Origin of the sequence: Metabacillus dongyingensis (assembly GCF_019933155.2) — a bacterium.
GTDB classification, from domain to species: Bacteria; Bacillota; Bacilli; order Bacillales; family Bacillaceae; genus Bacillus_P; species Bacillus_P dongyingensis.
This window is the reverse complement of sequence record NZ_CP082944.1, coordinates 3958321-3979753: the sequence shown is the minus strand read 5'-3', so window position 1 is coordinate 3979753 and position 21433 is coordinate 3958321. Positions and strand designations below refer to the sequence as shown.

Genomic DNA, 21433 nt, shown 5'->3' with positions numbered 1-21433 from the left:
TCATCACTTCCAATTCATCCATCTCTTGGATCTTAGATTGATAAAAAGGCTTAACTGCTATAAAAGACCGGTCCGTGTATAATGGACCGGTCTTTTATGTGCTTTGCCCTGGCTTATTCAGTACATTTTTTTACTGCGGGGTATCTGCTAGAGCAAAGAGGGACAGGAAACATAAGATATATGGATTCTATTAATTTTGAAAGGAAGGCAAGAAGATGTCTCGTCCAGAAATGGGCTTACTAATGTTTACTTCAATTTACTTTTCCGTGCTCACCTTCATAGTTGGCGAGCTTCATGAAATTTTTTTAATTCTGCTGTCGTTAATGTTCATTGAGTTAGTCACATTTATTCTGGCTGATGCCCTGACGCTGACCAATACTGGAAATTTGCTTAGAAATTCGATTTCAAGACTTGGTGCAAAGGTTATCATCATTTCAGTCGTGGCTGTTGCAAATTTAATTGACTTGGTACTTAATACGAACTATCTACTGCGAGATGGAACGATCTGCTTCTATATTGTTTTCGAAGCTCTTCGCATATTAAGAAATGCTCATAATGTGAAGCTGCCTGTCCCGAAGTTTTTAATTAGGATTTTAGAGTTTATTGAGCAATTGTTTAAAAAATGAGTGCCGAATAATTTGTTCACGAATAGGAAAAAAATAAACAATGGACAAGTAAAGGGGTGCTTTTAGGAAATGTCAGATACGAAGCAAACTTATTATGTAACGGTTGCGAACGGTGAAATATCACAGCTGAGCACGTCAGCTCCGTGGGATTATAAGATTGAAGCGACGGAAGAAGAAATTACATCGCTCAGAGAGTATTTTGATCAGGTGTATTCATCTGACTGGCAGGGTTTCTTCAGAGCCCATGTACCGTATTTAGAATATCATTATGACAGGCAGAATGATGCAATTGATCAAACGAATTATAAAATTTATGAAATGATTTATCAGCTTGGAGACGAAGAAGCCAAGAATCACATTCGCTCCCAGGGAATTTTAAAAAAGATTGAAGAACAACAATAGGTCTTATACAAACTCTTTCATTGTGATAAGATTTTTATGGACACATAGAAATTGAGGGATAGAAAATGTTTCGATTTAAAGATTATTATCACAATGAAGTTCATCTGTCTTTTGAAGAATATCCATTCTCAAAAGAACCTAAGCATGTTTGGGTCATTTGCCGGTATGGGGATCAGTGGCTGCTTACGATTCATAGAGACCGCGGATATGAATTTCCCGGCGGCAAGGTCGAAAACTCAGAAAGTCCTGATGATGCTGCGTTAAGAGAAGTAAAAGAAGAAACAGGAGCAACTGTATCAAAACTAAGATATATAGGTCAGTATAAGGTGCTCGGAAAAGAAAAAACCATTATTAAAAACATCTATTACGCAGAAATTGGCGAGATTACCCCCCAATCCGACTATCTTGAGACTAAAGGACCAATCTTATTTGCAGCACTGCCTGAGGATATCGGGAGGAATCGGAAGTTCAGCTTTATTATGAAAGATGATGTATTGGTTAAGAGCCTGGAGAAAGTCCTGGCTGAATATGTGGTATGATTCCGGTATTGGTTGCCGGGATTTTTTTTGTTTAAAAAATAAAACGTCCCATTGGAAAATATAGTAATATTAATGAGGAGATGAAAGCAGGGGGATTAAAAAATGACTCACAGTGAACCAAGATACATTTGGATGGCCATTTCTTTAGTATTAGTCGTCTCAAGTTTTTTTGTGATCCTGATTGTTCCGTATACCATTCATAACATTTTATTTCACACAATGAATACTGCTGCAATCCAAACGCCGAAGCTTGTGCTGTATATGTACGGAATATCAATTGGAATGATCGCACTTGCAAGTTTTTTGATGTATTTGAATCAAAAAAAATTATGGAAAGCTGCCTTGCTGTTAACTCTTATTGGGTTTATTGGGATGGGACTTGGAACAGATCACTATAAAGTGGTGACTTATGATGAAATTAAATTCAGCAAACCATGGTCTTTTGCTGAAACTAGCTACGAATGGAAGGACGTTAAAGAAATTATCACGGAAGAATCAGATGATGAGGCGGTTAACTGGCAGGTGAAGCTGTTATTTAAGGATGGAGAAGAGCTTGTCTTTCTTCGAGACAGAAGATTCAACAGTGATCATGCAAATTTTTATTCTGCTGCAAAAATGAATGGGGTTCCTTACAAAGGCATAAATGATAAATAAAAAGGCTTTCGATTACCGAAAGCCTTTTTATATTGAGCTTATACTCCAATCGATGAAGCAATATCTTCTTTTTTAAGAAAATCTGCAAGCAGGTCTGGAGCCGTCAAGTATATTAAGCCGTTTCCTTCAAGACTTTTTGGAAAGCCGAGTGGTATCGTGCGTTTCATCAGCTGTGCATAGATTTCCGGCTCTGAAAGCTTTCTTTCGAATTCACTCTCAGCCATCAGTTTTACTAATGCAAGAGCGCCTGAAACGTGCGGTGCGGACATTGATGTTCCGCTGAAAACTGCATATTTTCCGCCTGGAATGGTAGAAATGATTTTCTCCCCTGGTGCAACGGAATCTATTTCATTATTGGAATTTGTAAAGTAAGAAGACTTTCTTTGAAGGCTGATTGCTCCGACTGAAATGACTTCATTGTAGCAGCCAGGGTAAGAAAATTCAGATGTTTTGCTGTTGCCATCGCCTTCATTTCCAGCTGCACAAACAACAAGAATTTGATTTTGAACGGCCTTCTGAACGGCCTCATGAAGCTCAGGCACATCTGTTGGTCCGCCGAGAGACATCGAGATAATATCAGCCTTTTCGGAGATAGCATATTCAATGGCATTAATAATCCACTCATAGGCACCTGATCCTTCTTCACCGCCAAGTGCTTTTAAAATAAGAAGCTTAGCTTCAGGTGCTACACCAATAACTCCTGAGTTAGCATTTATAGCAGCAATCGTACCGGACACATGTGTTCCATGGCCGTTGTAGTCTGTAAATACTTCCGGATCTCCATTATCATCATCGGTAAAGTTGCGGCCGCCGATTACTCTGCCCTCTAAATCCGGGTGCTGAGCATCACATCCTGTATCAATTACTGCGATCAAAACATCTTTCCCTTTAAATCCTTTGCTCCATAATGCGGGGGCTTGAATTAAATCCACGCCTTCCGGGATTTGCTGTGCCTCTACGAGCTGATTGTCAACTTTGTACGGAATTAATTTAATAGACTTTTCCATTACAACCCCTCCTAATCATTTCTTAAGAAACAAATGTTAAGGCCAGAGACAGAGGTAAAATAATCGGAACTTTCTGTTAAATTCTATCATTTTCCTTCAATTCTAGCAAATGCCAAATAGACTAGGGATATGAATAATGAAAATGGCACAGGATCTATTAAAACTGATAATCCAGCAGTAAAATAAAAATACGGCCCAATCAGGGCCGTATGAGCTATTCATCATCCTTAACCAGCTTTCTCTCCAGCAGTTCAACCGCCTGATACATAATGGTTGCAAAGCAGGCGATAATGATAAGCGAGAGAAGAACGAGAGTGAAGTTGAAGACCTGAAAGCCGTAAATAATCATGTAGCCCAAGCCTTTTGCGGATACCAGGAATTCTCCGACTATGACACCAACCCATGAGAGTCCTACATTGACTTTCAAGGTAGAAATAATCGTAGGAAATGATGCGGGCAGTACGGCTTCTTTAAACATCTGCCATTTTGAAGCGCCAAATGTCTGAAGCACCTTTAGGTAGTTAGAATCAATTTCTCTGAACGCCGTATAAACTACGATTGTTGTAATAATGATAGAGATGATGGCGCCCATCGCAATAATAGAGAAATAACCCGGTCCAAGTGCAACGATTAATATAGGTCCGAGCGCAACTTTTGGCATGGCATTTAAAATGACCAAGTATGGATCAAGAATATTTGACAGCCGCTTAGACCACCAGAGAACAGCTGCAAGCACAGTGCCGGACAGGGTGCCGATTATAAACCCAAGAACGGTTTCAAATAAGGTGACGCTCAAATTTGATAAGAGTGATCCATCTGCTGCCTTTTCCAAAAACAAGTTCCATATTTTAGAGGGGTAACTGAACAGCAGGGGGTCAATCCACTCTCTCTTTCCAGCTAATTCCCATAGTGAGAAAAAAGCGATAAAGATAAGAATCTGATAAAACCTTACCCAGTTTTTTTCTTTTTTCAAGCCTTTTAAATAAGATTCATGCAATCTGTTTAATTCATTCTTTTCCATCAAGCCGGTCCAGCTCCTTCCAAATGTGCTGAAAAAGATCTGTAAAGGAGGGATGCTGTCTCGCTGTAAATGGGGTCAGGTTCTTTAATTCCTCTGGCACGTGAAAGATTTGTGCGATCCTGCCTGGTTTTGAGGAAAGAAGAAAGATGCGGTCACTCATAGCGATGGCTTCACCGATATCATGAGTAACAAGCAGGGCTGTTTTCCTGAAATCCTTCAATGTGCTCCATACGAGGTCTTCGAGTTTTAGCTTCGTTTGATAATCAAGTGCTGAAAATGGTTCATCAAGCATAAGAAGCTTAGGGTTTGTAGAGAGCGTTCTGACCAGAGCTGCACGCTGCCTCATGCCGCCCGAGAGCTGCCGGGGGTATTTCTTCTCGACATTCTCAAGTCCCATATCTTTTAGAAGGGAAAGGCTTTTCTCTTTCGCTTTTGCTGAAAGGCTGCCTCCGATTTTCAAGCCGAGCAGAATGTTTTCTTCAATTGTTTTCCACGGGAAAAGGTAATCCTGCTGCAGCATATATCCAATGGCAGAAGAGTCCTTTTTGACTGGTCTGTCTTCCATTAAAATACTTCCTTTTGTTGGTGAAATCAGACCCGCGATTATGGACAGCAGAGTAGTTTTGCCGCATCCGCTGGGGCCAAGAAAGGAGATGAATTCTCCTTCCTCTATTTGTAAATCAATATCCTCTAATGCAAGGGTTGCTGATTCTTTTGTAAAATACATATGGTGGATATGCTGGACCGTCAAGAAAGACATGCTGAAACCTCCTTACTTTGCAGCGTCTTCTGCGAACTTCGTATTAACCAGAGTCTCGTGTTCAATACGTTCCGGCAATTCGTTCGCTTCTTCCATGATGTTTTGAAGATTGGTCCACTCCGCCTCATCAAGGATTGGATCAGTCGCAAAAGATCCCTGCTCTTTATAGCGTTCAACTACTGTTGTAATAATCTCAAGGTCTGTATCTTTAAATTGCGGGGCAATGGCCTTTGCAATGGTTTCAGCGCTGTTTTCTTCAACCCATTGCTGTGCTTTATAAATGGCTTTTGTGAATTTTTCTGCTGCTTCTGAATCCTCTTTTAAGTAGCTTTCTTTTGCCATAAATGTAGTGTAAGGAACCTTACCGGATTCACTTCCGAATGATGCCACAATGTGTCCTGTGCCTTCTTTTTCAAAAATGCTGGCTGTAGGCTCAAACAGCTGAACGAAATCGCCGGTTCCTGAAGCAAATGCACTCGGAATATTAGCAAAATCAATATTTTGAATCAGATTTAAATCATTCTGCGGATCAATTCCCTGCTGCTTTAATACAAATTCACCAGCCATTTGCGGCATTCCGCCTTTGCGCTGACCAAGGAAAGTAGTGCCTTTAAGCTGATCCCAGCTGAAATTCTCGATTTTTTCTCTTGAGACGAGGAACGTTCCATCTGTTTGTGTTAGCTGGGCAAAATTGATAACCGGATCTTTAGAGCCTTGTGCAGAAACGTAAATCGATGTTTCAGAGCCAACAAGTGCAATATCAGCTCCGTCTGAGAGAAGAGCTGTCATTGTTTTATCTCCGCCCCATGTTGTTGTCAGCTCAACATCCAGGCCTTCTTCTTCAAAAAAACCTTCAGACATTGCTGCATATAAAGGAGCATAAAAGATGGAATGGGTAACCTCAGCCAACCTGATTTTTTCTGGCTTGTTTTGATTGCACGCACTTAGTGTAAAGATAAGAAGAGCGAGTACCGCAAAGCCGATGAGCCTTTTTTTCATATGAAATCCTCCTTGGTGACAGACACCATCAAAAAATATTAAAATGAGTATCCAGTTTTGTAACGCCTAAAATAATGTATGATTGTGAAAAAAATGTGTGAATGCCCATAAACGATTTTGTGAGGTGCAAGGAAATGGATAATGGTTCAATAATTGAGCGTCAGCTGCTGCCGTCGCCTAATCCTAAAATCAGACTGCAGCTAGTTACCTATTTTTCTGAAGGGCTTAAGGTAAAGGGACTCCTTGCCGAGCCTGCAGAAGAAGGAAAGTATGATGGTTTTCTTTATTTAAGAGGCGGAATAAAAAATGTAGGCAAGGTCAGAGCCGGACGAATTGTACAATTTGCATCAGAAGGCTTTGTCGTTATGGCTCCATTTTACCGGGGGAATCAGGGAGGAGAAGGGAATGAAGACTTCGCCGGAGATGACAGGTACGATGCGCTGCATGCTCTGACGCTTTTAAAAAACCATCCTAAAGTTGATAAGGAACGAATCCATGTCTTCGGATTTTCAAGGGGAGGAGTAATGGCGCTTTTTGCTGGAATTTTAGATCCTGAGGTCCGTTCATTAGTTACATGGGGCGGTGTTTCTGATATGGCTCTTACATACGAGGAACGGGAAGATTTGCGTAGAATGATGAAGCGGGTTATAGGGGGGACACCTTCAAAATATCCTGAAAGATACAAGTGGAGAACTCCGCTGTATGAACTTGGTGCATTAAAGGCTCCAATTCTTATTATTCATGGCGCTCATGATCAAAACGTTTCAGTCGAACATGCTTATCTGCTTGAAAAAAGACTTGGAGAACTTGGAAAAAGAGCAGATACGATGTATTTTGAGGAATATACACATTATTTTCCTCCTGCCGTTAACAGAAAAGTAGTACGAGAGCTGACTTCTTGGATGAAAAAACAATAAAATCGGGAATCGGGCTAAATGAATATGTTAAAATAACTGTATATGAAAAAGGAGTGATTAAGATGGGTATGCCTTTAGAATTGAACACGATGATCGTGACAAAAGGGAGAGAAAACCGATTGGAAGAGAATCTTTTTTCTCTCGAAAAAGAGGGCTATCGCATTTATCCGCTGGAGATTCCCGTTGAAGTCAGAAAAACAAAAGAAGGGGAAGTAAGCGGACAGGCTCTGATTAAAAAACTTGAGCTCTCTGATTCTAAAACCATTCTGACTTATCAGCTGATTGCACTGAAATCTACAAATTAACATTCATACGAAAAAAGCTGCCGGCAGGCAGCTTTTTTGTGTTTTACTACATGTTAAAATATTTTTCAGCAAGTGATTCAAAACTTGCTTTGTCTATTGATTCTTTCTTCACTTCACCATTCACAGACTGTGTAAAGGATGTGTCGGTCAATGTGATGTTTCCATTTTCAGTGAATCTTGTCAGCAGGCGATTTTTATTAAAAGTTGATTCCGCTGAATCACGGATGATTTCTTGAATTTTGTTCAGTTCAGTCATATAAATGCTTTCAGAATCAAAAGCATATCCTTTTTTCCATTCCTTATCTTTATATTTCAGCTTCATTTCCAGACAGTAATCTTTTTGCAGATCAGGAGTCTTCATAATTCTGAATTGCCCGTTCTTAGAGGAAATGATTTCACCATTAAAAGGAACGGGTTTAAGCGGCAGATTTCCCCCAAACCCAGTATCTATTAGATAGGTTTGTTCATTTTCCATAAGGAGGATGGCAGCGTGGGTATTGCCGGTCCTGCTCCAGTCTTTTGCAGCATGATCATAAACAATCCCTTTGACCAATTTTGCATGAAAATCATTTTCTATCAGGAAAAAATAAAAAAGGGGATTCAGCTCATAACAAAGACCGCCTTGTTTACTGATCAGCATTTTAGAAATTAAGTTCTCTTTGCTGATCTCTAAAGTCTTGTTATCTATGATGCATAAGTTTTCAAAAGGAATGGCTTTCGCCGTTTTTTCAAGAATTTCGTCCAAATCTCGAAAAGTGATTTTTGCGTTTTCGGGAAAGCCGATTCGTTTTCTGAATAATTCATTGAGCTCATTCATTCTTTTCTCCCCCATTCATTACGATCACCTTGGTTACAAGAACTATTTTTTCATCCAGGATAGAAAATCATTTAACTTCGTCAATGAAGTGATATTCTGATTGCACCTATGAGGGTCCTGGCAAATGTAATTTCCGCGTTTAATGAAAGTTCCAGGTTCGTTCCCTTTAATTTCTGCAGTAAACATCCCAACTTCTTCAAACCGGTTGCAAATCGTACAGATGCCTTTTTGATTGATGCTGTTGAACGTCCCCTGCAAGCCTGTGAGCTTATTGTTTTGAGGGGCTATTATATATTGTCTCCCTGATCCTTTATCATGCCAGCTCAAGTAAGAAATTTCAGTATAATCCAGTTCTTCTAATGATGTAGGAGCCTTTATTTTCTTAGCTTTAGGAAACAGCTTTTTAATAGTTTGCTCGGTTACTTTTTTAAATGGAATAACAAAAGGTTTTATTTGAGATAGAAAGACATCCGCATCAGATTTGTCTTTGACATCATTTATGGGTGTGAGCAGATCATTCTCTTCAGGTCCAATTTCGTCGAATAACATGAACGTCCTTTCCTGTGCAAGAGATTTTAAGGCCTTTAACACGTTTGGGTCATTAACCGTTCCATACCCATTCACAAGCAGTTGTGTCTGCGCTTTAATATAGTTGTATTGGTCGCTTCTTATAAATGGTTCCATTGCAAGATCCTCCATTCAGGCCATAATAGTAAAAGGTTTAATTCTATAATAAAAGAACAGTTATATATTTTATATGGTTAAAATGAATAGGAATCAAACTCTGCATAAGAAAAGCGGATTTGTTCTGGCCGAGGAGTTGGGCAATGGAGCTAAACATCAATGAGCAAAATTTTATATTTGCTTATCTATAAAAAAACACTGATCATCTTTTGGATCATCAGTGCTTTTTGCTTTTATTTCGTATAGACAATCTTTTTGATTGTTTCAGCTGAAAGGTAAAATTCTTCAGCTAATTCCTGAATTTTTTTGCCGCTTTTAAAACTGCGCTTAATCGAACGGTTTCTGTCATCGAGCACTTTTCTTCCTCCGGACCGGGTGCCCCACTTATAGTGAGCTGTTTCCGGTTTCGGGATGTAGATGGTCTCTCCCTGAATGTACTGCTGAATTTCTGCAATCAGTTCTTCAGGTAAAATAGCGTTTGCGTTCATATATTTCATTTCTGCCAGCCCCTTATTTGTAATCGTAAAAATAAGGTGCAAAGCCGCAGTACTTAAAAAGGCAAACGCTGATGCGGGCGATTTAAATAAGTGTCCGCCCCATGCAAAGTATCGCCTTTTTACTGCCGGGCTTTGCATGAGACGCTGCAGAATCTGGCAAACGGACTGAATTCGCCAAAACATCACCCCCTTAAAAGAAATGATTGATTTACTTTTTTATACAATTTTATCATATGGATCTGCCTTGAAAAAAGGAAAAACGTCAGAATGATTCAAACTGAGCTCTTTTCCAATTTATCAAGAGAGCTGTGATACATCAAAAAAAGCTATGCCAGTGTGTGGCATAGCTTTTGGAGTTTTGGAGTGTTATACTTTTGGTCCGCCAAGAGTTTCAATCTCTTCTGAAACGTGATTGAACTTTTTGAAATTTTGTTTGAACTTGCCTGCAAGCTCTTTTGCTTTTTCATTATACGCATCTATGCTGTCCCAAGTTTTAACTGGCTGAAGCACTTCATCCGGCACACCAGGAACGTGAATTGGAATTTTCAGTCCGAAGTTTTCATCTGTAACAGTTTCCACGTTGTCTAATTCACCTTCAAGAGCGGATTGAACCATTGCGCGTGTATATTTCAATTTCATGCGCTTGCCGGTTCCGTATTCTCCGCCAGTCCAGCCTGTGTTGACTAAGAATACATTTGCCTGATGCTCATCAATTTTCCGGCCGAGCATCTCGGCATAAACAGTAGCAGGAAGCGGCAGGAAAGGCGAGCCAAAGCACGTAGAGAATGTAGCCTGAGGTGATGTAATGCCTCGCTCTGTTCCGGCAAGCTTGCTTGTATAGCCGCTTAAGAAGTGGTACATGGCCTGTTCTTTTGTTAATTTGCTGATAGGAGGAAGAACTCCAAATGCGTCAGCAGTTAAAAAGACAATCGTATGCGGGTGGCCTGCAATACTAGGCTTCACAATGTTATCCATTGCTTCAAGGGGATAGGCCGCTCTTGTATTTTCAGTAAAGAAGGTATCGTCATAGTCAGCAATTCTTGTGTCATCATCAAGTACTACATTTTCAAGCACTGACCCGAATCTTATTGAATCAAAAATTTGAGGTTCTTTTTCACGTGAGAGGTTGATGCACTTTGCATAACAGCCTCCTTCGATATTAAAAACACCGGCATTTGACCATCCGTGCTCATCATCGCCGATTAATTTGCGTTTAGGATCAGCAGACAAGGTTGTTTTTCCTGTTCCAGACAGACCGAAGAAAAGGGCCACATCGCCTTCCTGACCAACATTTGCAGAGCAGTGCATCGGCAGGATACCGCTTTCAGGAAGAAGGTAATTCATGACAGAGAAAATAGATTTTTTCATTTCTCCTGCATATTCCGTTCCTCCGATTAAGATCGTTCTTTTCTCAAAAGAAATGATGATAAAAGTTTCAGAATTTGTTCCATCTACTGACGGATCTGCTTTAAAGTTTGGTGCAGACACGATCGTGAATGGATTATCATGCTGAATCAGCTCATCTCCGCTCTCTGGCTGAATGAATAATTGCTGTGCAAAAAGGTTATGCCAGGCGAATTCATTTACAACCTGAATCGGCAGGCGGTATTTTGCGTCAGCTCCGGCAAAGCCTTTGAAAACAAAAAGCTCATTGCGGTCTTTTAAGTATGAAAGAACTTTTAAATACAATTTTTCAAATGCCGTTTCAGAGAAAGGCTGATTAACAGCACCCCACTCAATTTTGTCATTTGTTGAATTTTCTTTTACAATAAATTTATCTTTAGGTGAACGTCCTGTGTAAGTACCAGTTGTTGCACGGACTGCTCCCGTTGAAGTTAATGTACCTTCTTTGCGCTCTAATACTTTCTCTACAAGAACGGGAACTGATAAGTTATGAAATGCATTTTCCCCTTTAAGTAAAACATCAAGCTCATTTGTAATTTCAATTGAATTCATCCCATACCCATCCTTTACCTATATTTCTATTATTATTTTCAACTATATGTTAAGTGATTCTTCTTAATTAGTATAACACATTAAAATGAATAGTCTATACTATTTAACTTATTCTACGTACAAATTGATGAAATGGAACGGTTTTAGAAACGTTTTTGATGAAAATGATACATATATAATAGGAATGTTTTTATTTCGGCATTTTGTGGAATCATATAAAAAGGGTTCTGAAAAATCTTATGCGAAAACCTTGTCAGTTTTTGTTGACACCTGAAGGAAATATACGATATTATATGTCCTTGAACGGATTCTCTTATCCCGAGCTGGTGGAGGGACAGGCCCAATGAAACCCAGCAACCTGCTTTATCTTGAAAATTCATTCGTGAATTTTTGCGAGCAAAGGTGCTAACCTGATGCAAGGCGAAAGCCCTTGATCGATAAGAGCGAAAGGCTACGATTTTAGTAAATAACCTTTCCTCGCGGGAAAGGATTTTTTATTTCAAATATATTTTGCCTGAAAGTACTCGTGGATTCTCCTAAAACATGCCAACTGAAATATTTTGCCGAATGGTCAAAATATGAAAGGGAATGAGTTCCGTATCATCTAACCTTTTGAGGAGGAAAACTTTAATGACTAAACAACGTCGTCTGTTTACTTCAGAGTCTGTAACTGAAGGTCATCCTGATAAAATTTGTGACCAGATTTCTGACTCGATTTTAGATGCAATCCTAGAAAAAGATGCAAATGCCCGTGTAGCTTGTGAAACATCTGTTACAACAGGTCTTGTTCTGGTTGCTGGTGAAATTACAACTTCTACTTATGTAGACATTCCAAAAATCGTTCGCGAAACGGTTAAAGAAATTGGCTACACTCGTGCAAAATATGGTTTTGATGCAGAAACATGTGCAGTACTTACTTCAATTGATGAACAGTCAGCAGATATCGCGATGGGTGTTGATCAGGCGCTTGAAGCACGTGAAGGAAAAATGACAGATGAGCAGATTGAAGCTATTGGTGCAGGTGACCAAGGATTGATGTTCGGTTTTGCAAATAACGAAACGAAAGAATTAATGCCGCTGCCGATCTCACTTGCTCACAAACTTGCACGCCGTTTAACAGAAGTCCGCAAAGAAGAAATTCTTCCGTACCTTCGTCCTGACGGCAAAACTCAAGTAACAGTTGAGTATGATGAGAATGACAAGCCTGTTCGCATTGATACAATTGTTATTTCAACTCAGCATCACCCTGAAATTTCATTGGAGCAAATTCAGCGCAACGTAAAAGAACATGTAATTAACCCGGTTGTACCGAATGAATTAATTGATGAAGATACAAAATACTTCATCAACCCGACTGGCCGTTTCGTAATCGGCGGACCGCAGGGCGATGCAGGCTTAACAGGCCGTAAAATCATCGTTGATACTTACGGAGGGTATGCTCGTCACGGAGGCGGTGCATTCTCTGGTAAAGATCCAACAAAAGTTGACCGCTCTGCAGCTTATGCAGCACGCTATGTAGCTAAGAATATTGTAGCAGCTGGCCTTGCTGATAAATGTGAAGTTCAGCTTGCATACGCAATTGGTGTAGCTCAGCCGGTATCAATTGCAATCGATACATTTGAAACAGGGAAAGTGAAGGAAGATGTGTTAGTGGATGTTGTTCGTGCTAACTTTGACCTTCGTCCGGCAGGAATCATCAACATGCTGAATCTTCGCCGTCCAATTTACAAACAAACAGCTGCCTACGGACACTTCGGCCGTAATGATCTTGACCTTCCATGGGAAAGAACAGATAAAGCAGAAGCTCTTAAAGAACAGGCTTTAAACCAATAATAAGTAAAAAAGGATGAGAATACTGCTGTATGCAGCTCTCATCCTTTTTTTGTCGAAAAAATCGGGATTTTTGTTTAATTTTGTGAAAAAATGCAACAATCTCTTACTAGTCTTCGTTTTATAAGTGGAAAGACACTTTTGGAGGCGAATAGGATGTGCGGATTTGTTGGAATTATTGATTATCGTAAACAAACGAGAGATCTTTTATTTAATACATTCATTGAGAAGGCAAGCAGAAAAATAGAACACAGAGGTCCGGATGACAGCGGAATTTATCAAGATGAGCAGGTTCTTCTGGCCTTTCAGCGGTTAAGCATTATTGATGTTAAAAGCGGACACCAGCCTATGGCTTATGGATCTGATGACCGCTACTATATTGTGTTTAACGGTGAAATTTATAACTATATTGAGCTCAGAGAAATCATTTTTTCCCATGGATTTAAGTTGAAAACGGATACGGATACAGAAGTGATTGTTGCGCTTTATTGCATTTATGGCCAGGAAACGCTTCAACTTTTAAGAGGAATGTTTTCATTTCTTATTTGGGACAGACAGGAACACTTTTTATTCGGTGCGAGAGATCACTTTGGAATAAAGCCTCTTTACTACATAGAAAACGGCGAAATGAATCTTTTTGCTTCGGAGCTTAAGAGTTTAACTGATTATCTTCCAAATCCTCTTATTAATGAAGAATCCTTAGAGCACTATCTCTCTTTTCAATATGTACCGGACCCAGGCACGATGCAGAAGCATATTAAGAAAGTGCCTCCAGGCTATTTCTTTACAAAAAAAACGGGAGAAGCATTAGAGCTTACAAGGTACTGGAAACCGAAACTTGTACCCGTACGTCCAACTGACGAAAACAGGCTCAAAGAAAAAATTCAGGATGCCTTAATTGATTCGGTCAAAGTCCATATGCGAAGCGATGTGCCTGTTGGATCTTTTCTGTCGGGGGGAGTGGATTCAAGTATTATTGCATCCATTGCGAAGGAATTTCACCCTTCACTTAAAACGTTTTCTGTCGGCTTTATGCAAGAAGGCTACAGCGAAATCGATATAGCAAAAGAAACAGCGGATGCGCTTGGCGTTGAGAATTTTTCCTATACCGTTGATCATATGGAATTTATGAGGGAGCTTCCAAAAATCATTTGGCATATGGATGATCCAGTGGCAGATCCGGCTTCTATTCCTCTTTATTTTATTGCACGTGAGGCAAGCAAGCAGGTGAAAGTCGTTTTATCTGGGGAAGGAGCAGATGAGCTTTTTGCAGGCTATAATATTTATAAAGAACCTCAAGATCTATCTGTCTTTGGACATCTTCCTCACAGCTTTAAGCAAAGATTAAAACAGCTGGCTGCGGTTTTTCCTGAAGGAATGAAAGGAAAAAGCTTTATTGAGAGGGGGACAACCCTTTTAGAAGATCGGTATATTGGAAATGCCAACATCTTTTCATCTGCCGAAAAACATGAATTGCTTTCTGCAGATGTTCATTTTGATCCAACAGATATAACAGGGATCCTTTATGAAGATGTCAGTCATTTAGACAGCATCTCAAAAATGCAATATATTGATGTGATGACCTGGCTCAAAGGGGATATTCTTGTGAAAGCAGACAAAATGACAATGGCGCATTCATTGGAACTAAGGGTGCCTTTCCTGGATAAAGAAGTTTTTAAAATTGCTTCAACCATTCCGCATGAGTTAAAAATCAAACATGGCGAAACGAAATATCTGCTTCGCCAGGCTGTCCGGGACATTGTTCCGCCGCACGTTCTCAATCGAAAAAAACTGGGTTTTCCTGTTCCGATACGGAATTGGCTGAAAAATGAGATGTATGATTGGGCAAAAGTGATCATATGGGAGAGCGGGACGGGAGATCTCATTAATAAATCGTATGCCGCACAATTATTAGATCAGCATTATATGGGAGAGGCAGATCACAGCAGGAAGATATGGACTGTTTTAACGTTTATGATTTGGCACCAGGTGTTCATCGAAAATGTCTACCATTTTGATGATGCTGCACAATTGACCGCAACATAAAAAAGCCTCTTGCGCATTGAAGAGGCAGCTTGCGGAGACGTCTTTGCAAGCTTTTTTTATTTGCAAAATTGTTTTAGTCTGATTGTGCTGCCTTGCGTGAATGGGGCGGTTCATCTTATGCATAACGTATGAATTCACGCTGATCCAGTACCTCGCTGTAGGCACTCAGTAAACCTTCAAAAATGCTGTCCCAAGTTTGACTGAGGGCATAAGCACGGGCACTCATTCCCATCTGATACCTCAAGGCGTCATTTTGCAAAAGGGTGTCAATGGCACTTATAAACTCGGCGGCAGACCCTGTTTCACATAAATAGCCGGTTTTTCCCTGCTGAATTATATTTTTAACTCCGCCGGAATTTGCCCCTATAACAGGAGTTCCGGCAGCAAGTGATTCAAGAACAACGTTTCCAAAGGTTTCAGTCGGTGAAGGAAATATGAATAGATCTGAACCTGAATATATTTTTGCGAGCTTTTCACCGCTTGCATAGCCTGCAAACGTCATGTTATCCGGTGATTCTTTCATCATTTCTTCTTTAGATGGCCCGTCTCCCACAATCAAAAAGTGCACTTTGCTCCTTAAGTGTTCAGGTAGCTGATGAGAGATCTTCATTAATGTCTGAACATCTTTTTCCGGGGCGAGTCTGCCGACATAAGATAAAATGAATTTTTCTTTTATTTGATATTCCTGGATGATTTCTTTACGCAAATAGTTGGGATGAAACAATTGGCAATCTACACCTCTTGACCAGATATGAACATTTTCAAATCCCTGATTTAGAACCTGCTGTTTTGTTTCTTCAGATGGGACAAAGATTTTCTGTAAAGGCCTGTGGAACCAAAGCATATATTTCCACAAGAGCTTTGAGAATAATTGCAGATCATAAAACTCTAAATATTGATCAAAGTCTGTATGATAAGAACCGACTATGGGGATATTTAATTTTTTGGCATAATGCAGTCCGCATAGACCAATGTTAAAAGGAGTGGCCACATGAATAATATCAGGTTTAAATCTGATGAGCTCTGACTTTACCTGCAGCATGTTCGGCCAGGCAAGTCTGCACTCCGGATACAAATAAAAAGATGAGCTTGCAAACCTGTGAATATGACTTGAAAAAAGAGATTCTTTTGTGCTTTCGGGAGCAAATACTTTATAATCATGGCCTTTGCTTTCTAAATAATCGGTAAGACGTTTTAACGTTCTCGCAACACCATTTACATCTGGTGCAAATGTGTCTGTGAATATCGCAATTTTCATCTTATCCCTCCATAAATCAGTTACAGCAGCCTGAGTTTATTTCAAGTTCAGAAACGAAATTAGAGAATTAGAGAAGCTCCGAAATATTTATTTATAAGAAGAAAACAAGTCATACCTGCGGTAGTGCCGAGTAAACAACCCGCCAGTACATCAGAGGGATAGTGCAGTCCGAGATACATTCTAGACACCCCGATGCTGATTCCAAGCGGAAGAAGCAGGATGGCTGCCTGTGGAAGAATAAAAATAAATGGAATAATGACTGAAAAAATGGCTGTCGTGTGTCCTGATGGAAAAGAATGATCTTCTAACGGATTAGCGGTAACTTTTGTTTCCAATAAAGCAAGATAAGGGCGTTTTCTCGGATAGCGTTTTTTGACAAATGCTACCGGCAGATGGCTGATGAGTAAGGCTGCGGCACTTGCGATTGCCGCCAAGCGTGTTTCGCCGCCTGTTATTAGGATAAGCAGCAGGCAAATTGAAATCGTGAAGGTGGCTCCGCCTGCATGTGTAATGCTTCTGAAAAAGCAATTCATAAATTTCCGGTCGAAATGACGGTTTACACTGCGGAACAATCTGCATTCGAAATCGTACATATTTTCCATTATTTTGGTCATCAATCGGATGCTCCTTTTCAACACTGTTTAACCACATTGTAAAACACAAATATTTAGCAAATAATAAGGAAATGTAAAATTTATAAGTAAATAATTTACAAAATATAAGCGGGAAATCATGGGGGGAATCTGCAGCCAAAGAAAGGTAAAAAAAACCCGTGAAACCGCAGACGAAAGCAATTTCACGGAAAGTCAGAAAGATGAAAACACCCTTTTCCCGGTGTTAACTTATATGAAGAGAGAGAATATTTTATTCTTGGTTTTCCTGGATCTTTTTATAATATTGACCTTTTTCAACATACTCGCGGCGAATGCGCTCCATGTCTTTTCGATCTTCCTCATTTAATTCGCGGACTACTTTTGCAGGCCTGCCGAATGCAAGTGTATTTGGGGGAATCTTTTTTCCCTGAGGGACTAAGCTGCCGGCTCCAATGAAAGCACCTTCGCCTATTTCGGCCCCATCGAGTATAATGGAACCCATCCCGATCAATGATTGCTTTCTAATGATCGAACTATGTAAAATAACCTGATGGCCGACAGTCACCTCATCTTCAATAATTAGTGGCGCATCAGGGCTTTGATGGAGGCAGCACTGATCCTGTATATTAACCCTGCTGCCAATAATTGTCGGAGAAACATCGCCTCTTATTACTGTATTAAACCAAATGCTTGATTCATCACCTATTATGACGTCACCGGTAACCACAGCGGAGTTTGCGATGAATGCCGAATTTGAAATTTGCGGAAAGCTTTCTTTATAAGGGTATATCATAAATTTCAATCTCCTTTATATATGTAAGATGTATGCATCGTTATTATAGCAAACTAAAACTTATTTTCTTGAAAGAAAGGTGTGAACAAGATCATGTGGAAATGGGAATGTGAAGATCCTAATCCTAAGGGTGTTATTGTGATTGTCCATGGTGCAGCAGAGCATCACGGACGTTACCGCTGGCTCGTTGAAATGTGGAAGTGCTCCGGGTACCATGTCATTATGGGGGATCTGCCGGGCCAGGGTACATCGACAAGAAGGCGCGGGCATATCTTATCATTTGATGAGTATATTATCGAATTTAATGTATGGGTGGACGAAGCCCGTAAGCTTGGTCTGCCGCTTTTCCTCTTAGGCCACAGCATGGGCGGCCTGATTGTGATTCGGGCAATGCAGGAAAAGCACCAGCATATTAACGGTGTTATTTTATCTTCTCCATGTCTTGGGCTCGTGTATAAGCCAAGCAAAGCAATGGAGCTGATTTCTAAGCCTTTAAACATCATTGCACCTGCCTTGAGAGTGGATTCCGGCTTATCTGTCAGCATTGCTACAAGAAACAAAGAAGTGAGAGATGCTGATGAGAATGATACACTTTATGTGACAAAAGTGTCGATAAGATGGTATCGTGAATTAATTAAAGCAATTGAGCAGGCGCATATAAACGTGAAGAAATTTCCTGATTTGCCGCTGCTTGTCATGCAGGGCGGTGATGATAAAGTTGTCGACAGCTCTGCTGTTAAAACTTGGTTCAACCGCGCTGCTCTGTCAGAAAAAGCTTTTAAAGAGTGGAAAGGCTTCTATCATGAAATCTTTAATGAGCCTGAGCGGGATCAAGTATTCAAGTACGCTCAAACTTTTGTCGATGCGCATTTAGAGAGCTGATAAAGAGGTGATCTTATTGACGGCAATTCCGCAGCATCCGCTGCGATTAATGGCGAAAATTTATAAAGATATTTTTCCGGCTGTGCATGTCCATCTGGATAAATGGAGAGAAAAAGCAAATCAGATTCCAAACGCAGAGCTTAGAAATCAGGCGCTGTCAAGTATAAATGGTAAATCCTTCCACTGTGAGGGCGGAGGGATTTTTGCGCTTTTGTCAGAAACAAACAAGCATGAATGCATTGAATTTATTGTCGCTTATCAGACCATAAGTGATTATCTTGATAATTTATGTGATCGAAGTACTTCACTTGATCCATTAGATTTCGCGATGCTGCACCAATCGATGATTGATGCTCTGACTGCAGGAGCACCGCTTAAAAATTACTATTCTTACCGGACAGATCAAAATGACGGCGGATACTTGCATGCTCTCGTTTCTACATGCCAGAATATATTAAGCAGACTCGGCAACTACCCTCTAATTGCAGAACATTTACTCGAATTGTCGTGTTATTACTGTGATTTACAAGTACATAAGCATGTAACAATAGATGAGCGCATTCCGAGACTTGAAACATGGTTTGAAAAAAACAAACAAGGATTGCCGGATATGCAGTGGTATGAATTCTCTGCGTGTGCGGGATCGACTTTAGGCATTTTTTGTCTGGTCTCATATGCATTCAGAGAGGACTTCAACGAAAGGGAAGCCTTCCGGATCCGTGAAAGCTATTTTCCATACGTTCAAGGCCTGCATATTCTGCTCGACTATTTAATTGATCAAGAGGAAGATCGAATAGGAGGAGATTTGAATTTCTGCAATTACTATGAGACAGAGAAAGAAATGATGAAGAGGCTTGAGCATTTCGTCCTCCAGGCTGAATCCAACCTCAGCGGAATCCCTCATGAAAACTTCCATAAACTCATTCATAGAGGACTGCTTGGCGTTTATTTATCCGACGAGAAAGTAACCTCAAGAAAAGATCTCGGAAAGCTTGCCAGACAATTAATCAAACTTGGAGGAAGAACGTCCTCGTTCTTTTACTGGAATGGACGGGCATACCGTGCTATTCAGAAGCTTGCTGCTTCAAGAAGCTCTTAAAAGACCGGGATCATAACCCGGTCTTTTTCTATGCCTGCATTTTTTCAATTGCAATAATAAATGGAGCGCTGTTCTTCTGATTAAGAAATTGATACTTCAGAACGTGCGCCTTTTTTTGATCCAGCTGACAGGCATATTCCATAATAGCATCACGTTCAATTTTTCCGCCAGGATGTCCGTGATAAATAACAAGAATAATGACTCCTCCCTGCTTCATCAAGGAAAAGAGCTGTTCAATTGCCTGAATAGTCGATTCTGGCTTTGTGATAATTTCTTTATCGCCGCCGGGCAAATAGCCCAGATTAAAGACAGCTGAAGCTACCCGTCCGGAGATACCCTTCGGCAAGCAGTCAGCTGCATGTTCATGGCTTTCTTTAAATAGTGTCACACGTTCTGTAAAAGAGTGATCAGACAGTCTTGATGATGTAGCTTTGATTGCATCATCCTGAATATCAAAGCCATAAACATGTCCGCTCTCACCGACAAGCTCTGCAAGAAAGACCGTGTCATGTCCGTTTCCAATTGTTGCGTCTATTGCAATGTCCCCTTGAGCAACAGTCCTTGCCAAGATGGATTTTGCAAAAGGAAGCACCCGTTCTAGTTTCATTCTGCGATTACCTGTTCTTTCTTAAAATATTTTCCCTGAAAACTTCCGCGGTTCTTAAGTTCTGCATCTATCGAGTTGAGAACATCCCATTTATTCACACTCCACATTGGGCCAATCATTAGATCAATCGGTCCATCTCCTGTAATCCTGTGGACGATCATATCCGGAGGCAGAATTTCAAGCTGGTCGCATACTAAGCTTACATAGTCTTCTTTTGTTAAAAATTCCAGCTTGCCTTTCTCATACTGCTTTACCATTGGTGTCCCTTTCAGTAAATGGAGAAGATGGATTTTTATGCCCTGAACATCGAGCTTTGACACAGCTTGGGCTGTTTCCATCATCATTTCATTTGATTCAAGCGGAAGTCCGTTAATAATATGGGAGCAAATTCGAATGTTATGTTTTCGCAGCTTCTCCACGCCTTTTTTATAGCACTCATAGTCGTGAGCACGGTTTATAAGCAATGATGTCCGTTCATGCAAAGTCTGAAGCCCAAGTTCCACCCACAGGTACGTTCTTTCGTTTAATTCGGCCAAATACTCAACAACATCATCGGGCAGGCAGTCTGGCCTTGTGGCAATAGATAGTCCGACAACTCCATCCAATTCCAGTACAGACTCAAATTTCTCACGAAGGACCTCAACGGGTGCATGAGTATTTGTATACGCTTGAAAATAGGCCATGTACTTGCCGTTTTTCCACTTTTCGTGCATCTTTTCTTTTATTTGATTGAATTGAGTAACAAGATCCTCTGCGCGGTTTCCCGCAAAATCTCCTGAACCGGCAGCACTGCAAAATGTGCAGCCGCCATATGCAGCTGTACCGTCACGATTGGGGCAGTCAAATCCTCCGTCTAATGCTACCTTAAACACTTTATGTCCAAAGTGATTTCTTAAATGATAATTCCATGTATAATACCTTTTTTCATCTGATGCATATGGAAAAGGGTTAATCTGCTTCAAACTAGAAAAACCTCCTTAATTGGTAAATAGCCATCAGAGCATTTTATCATGGTGTTTGCCTTGATGACAAACACCTGAAAAGTCTTTTTCCAATTGTTTTCCCGTAATTTGAATTCTAATGTTGTGCAAACTATACGTAATGAAGTGAAATGCTTCATTTACTTATAGGGGGTTTGCAA

At 40.3% G+C, this 21433-nt stretch carries 23 protein-coding genes and 1 riboswitch; of the genes, 10 read left to right on the top strand and 13 right to left on the bottom strand.

Annotated elements, in window-relative coordinates; genetic code table 11:
* Positions 1-215 precede the first annotated feature (215 nt).
* From K8L98_RS19770 to K8L98_RS19755, 4 genes are all read left to right on the top strand, one after another.
* Positions 216-626: a phage holin family protein gene (locus K8L98_RS19770; RefSeq protein ID WP_223437446.1), complete on the top strand. Its 411-nt coding sequence runs from the start codon at positions 216-218 to the stop codon at positions 624-626.
* 69 nt (positions 627-695) lie between these two features.
* Positions 696-1028: a hydrolase gene (locus K8L98_RS19765; RefSeq protein WP_223437444.1), complete on the top strand. Its 333-nt coding sequence runs from the start codon at positions 696-698 to the stop codon at positions 1026-1028.
* A 65-nt stretch (positions 1029-1093) separates the two neighbouring features.
* Positions 1094-1567 carry an RNA deprotection pyrophosphohydrolase gene (gene ytkD / locus K8L98_RS19760; RefSeq protein ID WP_223437443.1) on the top strand — a complete coding sequence of 158 codons (474 nt, stop codon included), beginning with the start codon at positions 1094-1096 and terminating at the stop codon, positions 1565-1567.
* A 102-nt stretch (positions 1568-1669) separates the two neighbouring features.
* The gene (locus K8L98_RS19755; RefSeq protein ID WP_223437441.1) at positions 1670-2221 is read left to right on the top strand and encodes a hypothetical protein; all 552 of its coding nucleotides are present in this window, start codon (positions 1670-1672) and stop codon (positions 2219-2221) included.
* A 38-nt stretch (positions 2222-2259) separates the two neighbouring features.
* Here K8L98_RS19755 and K8L98_RS19750 read toward each other — a convergent pair whose 3' ends face one another.
* The 4 genes from K8L98_RS19750 to K8L98_RS19735 form a co-directional block, all read right to left on the bottom strand.
* Positions 2260-3228 (bottom strand): S8 family peptidase, encoded by a 969-nt coding sequence (locus tag K8L98_RS19750; RefSeq protein ID WP_223437439.1) that lies wholly within the window; start codon positions 3226-3228, stop codon positions 2260-2262.
* A gap of 214 nt (positions 3229-3442) precedes the next feature.
* Positions 3443-4249 (bottom strand): ABC transporter permease, encoded by an 807-nt coding sequence (locus K8L98_RS19745; RefSeq protein WP_223437438.1) that lies wholly within the window; start codon positions 4247-4249, stop codon positions 3443-3445.
* Complete coding sequence (locus K8L98_RS19740; protein ID WP_223437436.1) at positions 4236-5009, bottom strand: ABC transporter ATP-binding protein; 774 nt, start codon at positions 5007-5009, stop codon at positions 4236-4238. The genes K8L98_RS19745 and K8L98_RS19740 overlap by 14 nt, the downstream gene beginning before the upstream one ends.
* A 12-nt stretch (positions 5010-5021) precedes the next feature.
* The gene (locus K8L98_RS19735) at positions 5022-6008 is read right to left on the bottom strand and encodes an ABC transporter substrate-binding protein (RefSeq protein WP_223437434.1); all 987 of its coding nucleotides are present in this window, start codon (positions 6006-6008) and stop codon (positions 5022-5024) included.
* Positions 6009-6142: 134 nt separating this feature from the next.
* On the opposite strand from K8L98_RS19735, the gene K8L98_RS19730 reads away from it, so the two are divergent.
* Both K8L98_RS19730 and K8L98_RS19725 read left to right on the top strand, forming a co-directional pair.
* Positions 6143-6925 (top strand): alpha/beta hydrolase family protein, encoded by a 783-nt coding sequence (locus K8L98_RS19730; RefSeq protein WP_223437433.1) that lies wholly within the window; start codon positions 6143-6145, stop codon positions 6923-6925.
* Between the two features lie 62 nt (positions 6926-6987).
* The gene (locus tag K8L98_RS19725) at positions 6988-7230 is read left to right on the top strand and encodes a DUF2584 domain-containing protein (RefSeq protein ID WP_223437431.1); all 243 of its coding nucleotides are present in this window, start codon (positions 6988-6990) and stop codon (positions 7228-7230) included.
* Positions 7231-7276: 46 nt separating this feature from the next.
* Here K8L98_RS19725 and K8L98_RS19720 read toward each other — a convergent pair whose 3' ends face one another.
* From K8L98_RS19720 to pckA, 4 genes are all read right to left on the bottom strand, one after another.
* Positions 7277-8047 (bottom strand): arylamine N-acetyltransferase family protein, encoded by a 771-nt coding sequence (locus tag K8L98_RS19720; protein ID WP_223437429.1) that lies wholly within the window; start codon positions 8045-8047, stop codon positions 7277-7279.
* A gap of 42 nt (positions 8048-8089) precedes the next feature.
* Entirely contained in the window at positions 8090-8731 is a 642-nt protein-coding gene (locus K8L98_RS19715) for a FusB/FusC family EF-G-binding protein (RefSeq protein WP_223437427.1), read from the bottom strand.
* Positions 8732-8964: 233 nt separating this feature from the next.
* Positions 8965-9228 (bottom strand): CD3324 family protein, encoded by a 264-nt coding sequence (locus K8L98_RS19710; RefSeq protein ID WP_223443613.1) that lies wholly within the window; start codon positions 9226-9228, stop codon positions 8965-8967.
* A gap of 366 nt (positions 9229-9594) precedes the next feature.
* Positions 9595-11184: a phosphoenolpyruvate carboxykinase (ATP) gene (gene pckA, locus K8L98_RS19705; protein ID WP_223437424.1), complete on the bottom strand. Its 1590-nt coding sequence runs from the start codon at positions 11182-11184 to the stop codon at positions 9595-9597.
* Positions 11185-11494: 310 nt separating this feature from the next.
* A riboswitch (SAM riboswitch) is annotated at positions 11495-11628 on the top strand.
* 186 nt (positions 11629-11814) lie between these two features.
* On the opposite strand from pckA, the gene metK reads away from it, so the two are divergent.
* Together metK and asnB are read left to right on the top strand one after the other, a co-directional pair.
* Positions 11815-13017 carry a methionine adenosyltransferase gene (gene metK / locus K8L98_RS19700; RefSeq protein ID WP_223437422.1) on the top strand — a complete coding sequence of 401 codons (1203 nt, stop codon included), beginning with the start codon at positions 11815-11817 and terminating at the stop codon, positions 13015-13017.
* A 153-nt stretch (positions 13018-13170) separates the two neighbouring features.
* Positions 13171-15060 (top strand): asparagine synthase (glutamine-hydrolyzing), encoded by a 1890-nt coding sequence (gene asnB, locus K8L98_RS19695; RefSeq protein WP_223437420.1) that lies wholly within the window; start codon positions 13171-13173, stop codon positions 15058-15060.
* Between the two features lie 115 nt (positions 15061-15175).
* On the opposite strand, the gene K8L98_RS19690 is transcribed toward asnB, so the two are convergent.
* From K8L98_RS19690 to K8L98_RS19680, 3 genes are all read right to left on the bottom strand, one after another.
* Positions 15176-16318: a glycosyltransferase family 4 protein gene (locus K8L98_RS19690; protein WP_223437418.1), complete on the bottom strand. Its 1143-nt coding sequence runs from the start codon at positions 16316-16318 to the stop codon at positions 15176-15178.
* Between the two features lie 59 nt (positions 16319-16377).
* Positions 16378-16932, bottom strand: a complete 555-nt coding sequence (locus tag K8L98_RS19685) for a phosphatase PAP2 family protein (RefSeq protein ID WP_223437416.1) — start codon at positions 16930-16932, stop codon at positions 16378-16380.
* Positions 16933-17182: 250 nt separating this feature from the next.
* Positions 17183-17704 carry a gamma carbonic anhydrase gene (locus K8L98_RS19680; protein ID WP_223437414.1) on the bottom strand — a complete coding sequence of 174 codons (522 nt, stop codon included), beginning with the start codon at positions 17702-17704 and terminating at the stop codon, positions 17183-17185.
* Between the two features lie 93 nt (positions 17705-17797).
* Here K8L98_RS19680 and K8L98_RS19675 point away from each other — a divergent pair, with 93 nt between their 5' ends.
* Both K8L98_RS19675 and K8L98_RS19670 read left to right on the top strand, forming a co-directional pair.
* Positions 17798-18586, top strand: a complete 789-nt coding sequence (locus K8L98_RS19675; protein WP_223437412.1) for an alpha/beta hydrolase — start codon at positions 17798-17800, stop codon at positions 18584-18586.
* Between the two features lie 49 nt (positions 18587-18635).
* A complete protein-coding gene (locus K8L98_RS19670; protein ID WP_223443610.1) occupies positions 18636-19685 on the top strand; it encodes a tetraprenyl-beta-curcumene synthase family protein in 1050 nt (349 codons plus the stop codon).
* A 28-nt stretch (positions 19686-19713) separates the two neighbouring features.
* On the opposite strand, the gene mnmM is transcribed toward K8L98_RS19670, so the two are convergent.
* The gene (gene mnmM / locus K8L98_RS19665) at positions 19714-20292 is read right to left on the bottom strand and encodes a tRNA 5-(aminomethyl)-2-thiouridylate-methyltransferase MnmM (protein WP_223437410.1); all 579 of its coding nucleotides are present in this window, start codon (positions 20290-20292) and stop codon (positions 19714-19716) included.
* Positions 20289-21254 carry a tRNA modification radical SAM protein MnmL/YtqA gene (gene mnmL, locus K8L98_RS19660; RefSeq protein ID WP_223437408.1) on the bottom strand — a complete coding sequence of 322 codons (966 nt, stop codon included), beginning with the start codon at positions 21252-21254 and terminating at the stop codon, positions 20289-20291. The genes mnmM and mnmL overlap by 4 nt, the downstream gene beginning before the upstream one ends.
* Positions 21255-21433 lie beyond the last annotated feature (179 nt).

What these genes read in the sequence shown, in the direction of transcription:
- K8L98_RS19765 (WP_223437444.1), top strand. Translation starts at nt 696, where the DNA reads ATGTCAGATACGAAGCAAACTTATTATGTAACGGTTGCGAACGGTGAA.
- asnB (WP_223437420.1), top strand. Translation starts at nt 13,171, where the DNA reads ATGTGCGGATTTGTTGGAATTATTGATTATCGTAAACAAACGAGAGAT.
- K8L98_RS19750 (WP_223437439.1), bottom strand. Translation starts at nt 3,228, where the DNA reads ATGGAAAAGTCTATTAAATTAATTCCGTACAAAGTTGACAATCAGCTC.
- mnmM (WP_223437410.1), bottom strand. Translation starts at nt 20,292, where the DNA reads ATGAAACTAGAACGGGTGCTTCCTTTTGCAAAATCCATCTTGGCAAGG.
- K8L98_RS19690 (WP_223437418.1), bottom strand. Translation starts at nt 16,318, where the DNA reads ATGAAAATTGCGATATTCACAGACACATTTGCACCAGATGTAAATGGT.
- K8L98_RS19675 (WP_223437412.1), top strand. Translation starts at nt 17,798, where the DNA reads ATGTGGAAATGGGAATGTGAAGATCCTAATCCTAAGGGTGTTATTGTG.
- K8L98_RS19680 (WP_223437414.1), bottom strand. Translation starts at nt 17,704, where the DNA reads ATGATATACCCTTATAAAGAAAGCTTTCCGCAAATTTCAAATTCGGCA.
- K8L98_RS19720 (WP_223437429.1), bottom strand. Translation starts at nt 8,047, where the DNA reads ATGAATGAGCTCAATGAATTATTCAGAAAACGAATCGGCTTTCCCGAA.
- K8L98_RS19725 (WP_223437431.1), top strand. Translation starts at nt 6,988, where the DNA reads ATGGGTATGCCTTTAGAATTGAACACGATGATCGTGACAAAAGGGAGA.
- K8L98_RS19735 (WP_223437434.1), bottom strand. Translation starts at nt 6,008, where the DNA reads ATGAAAAAAAGGCTCATCGGCTTTGCGGTACTCGCTCTTCTTATCTTT.
- K8L98_RS19740 (WP_223437436.1), bottom strand. Translation starts at nt 5,009, where the DNA reads ATGTCTTTCTTGACGGTCCAGCATATCCACCATATGTATTTTACAAAA.
- K8L98_RS19770 (WP_223437446.1), top strand. Translation starts at nt 216, where the DNA reads ATGTCTCGTCCAGAAATGGGCTTACTAATGTTTACTTCAATTTACTTT.
- K8L98_RS19745 (WP_223437438.1), bottom strand. Translation starts at nt 4,249, where the DNA reads ATGGAAAAGAATGAATTAAACAGATTGCATGAATCTTATTTAAAAGGC.
- K8L98_RS19755 (WP_223437441.1), top strand. Translation starts at nt 1,670, where the DNA reads ATGACTCACAGTGAACCAAGATACATTTGGATGGCCATTTCTTTAGTA.
- K8L98_RS19670 (WP_223443610.1), top strand. Translation starts at nt 18,636, where the DNA reads ATGGCGAAAATTTATAAAGATATTTTTCCGGCTGTGCATGTCCATCTG.
- ytkD (WP_223437443.1), top strand. Translation starts at nt 1,094, where the DNA reads ATGTTTCGATTTAAAGATTATTATCACAATGAAGTTCATCTGTCTTTT.
- K8L98_RS19685 (WP_223437416.1), bottom strand. Translation starts at nt 16,932, where the DNA reads ATGACCAAAATAATGGAAAATATGTACGATTTCGAATGCAGATTGTTC.
- K8L98_RS19710 (WP_223443613.1), bottom strand. Translation starts at nt 9,228, where the DNA reads ATGAAATATATGAACGCAAACGCTATTTTACCTGAAGAACTGATTGCA.
- pckA (WP_223437424.1), bottom strand. Translation starts at nt 11,184, where the DNA reads ATGAATTCAATTGAAATTACAAATGAGCTTGATGTTTTACTTAAAGGG.
- K8L98_RS19715 (WP_223437427.1), bottom strand. Translation starts at nt 8,731, where the DNA reads ATGGAACCATTTATAAGAAGCGACCAATACAACTATATTAAAGCGCAG.
- metK (WP_223437422.1), top strand. Translation starts at nt 11,815, where the DNA reads ATGACTAAACAACGTCGTCTGTTTACTTCAGAGTCTGTAACTGAAGGT.
- K8L98_RS19730 (WP_223437433.1), top strand. Translation starts at nt 6,143, where the DNA reads ATGGATAATGGTTCAATAATTGAGCGTCAGCTGCTGCCGTCGCCTAAT.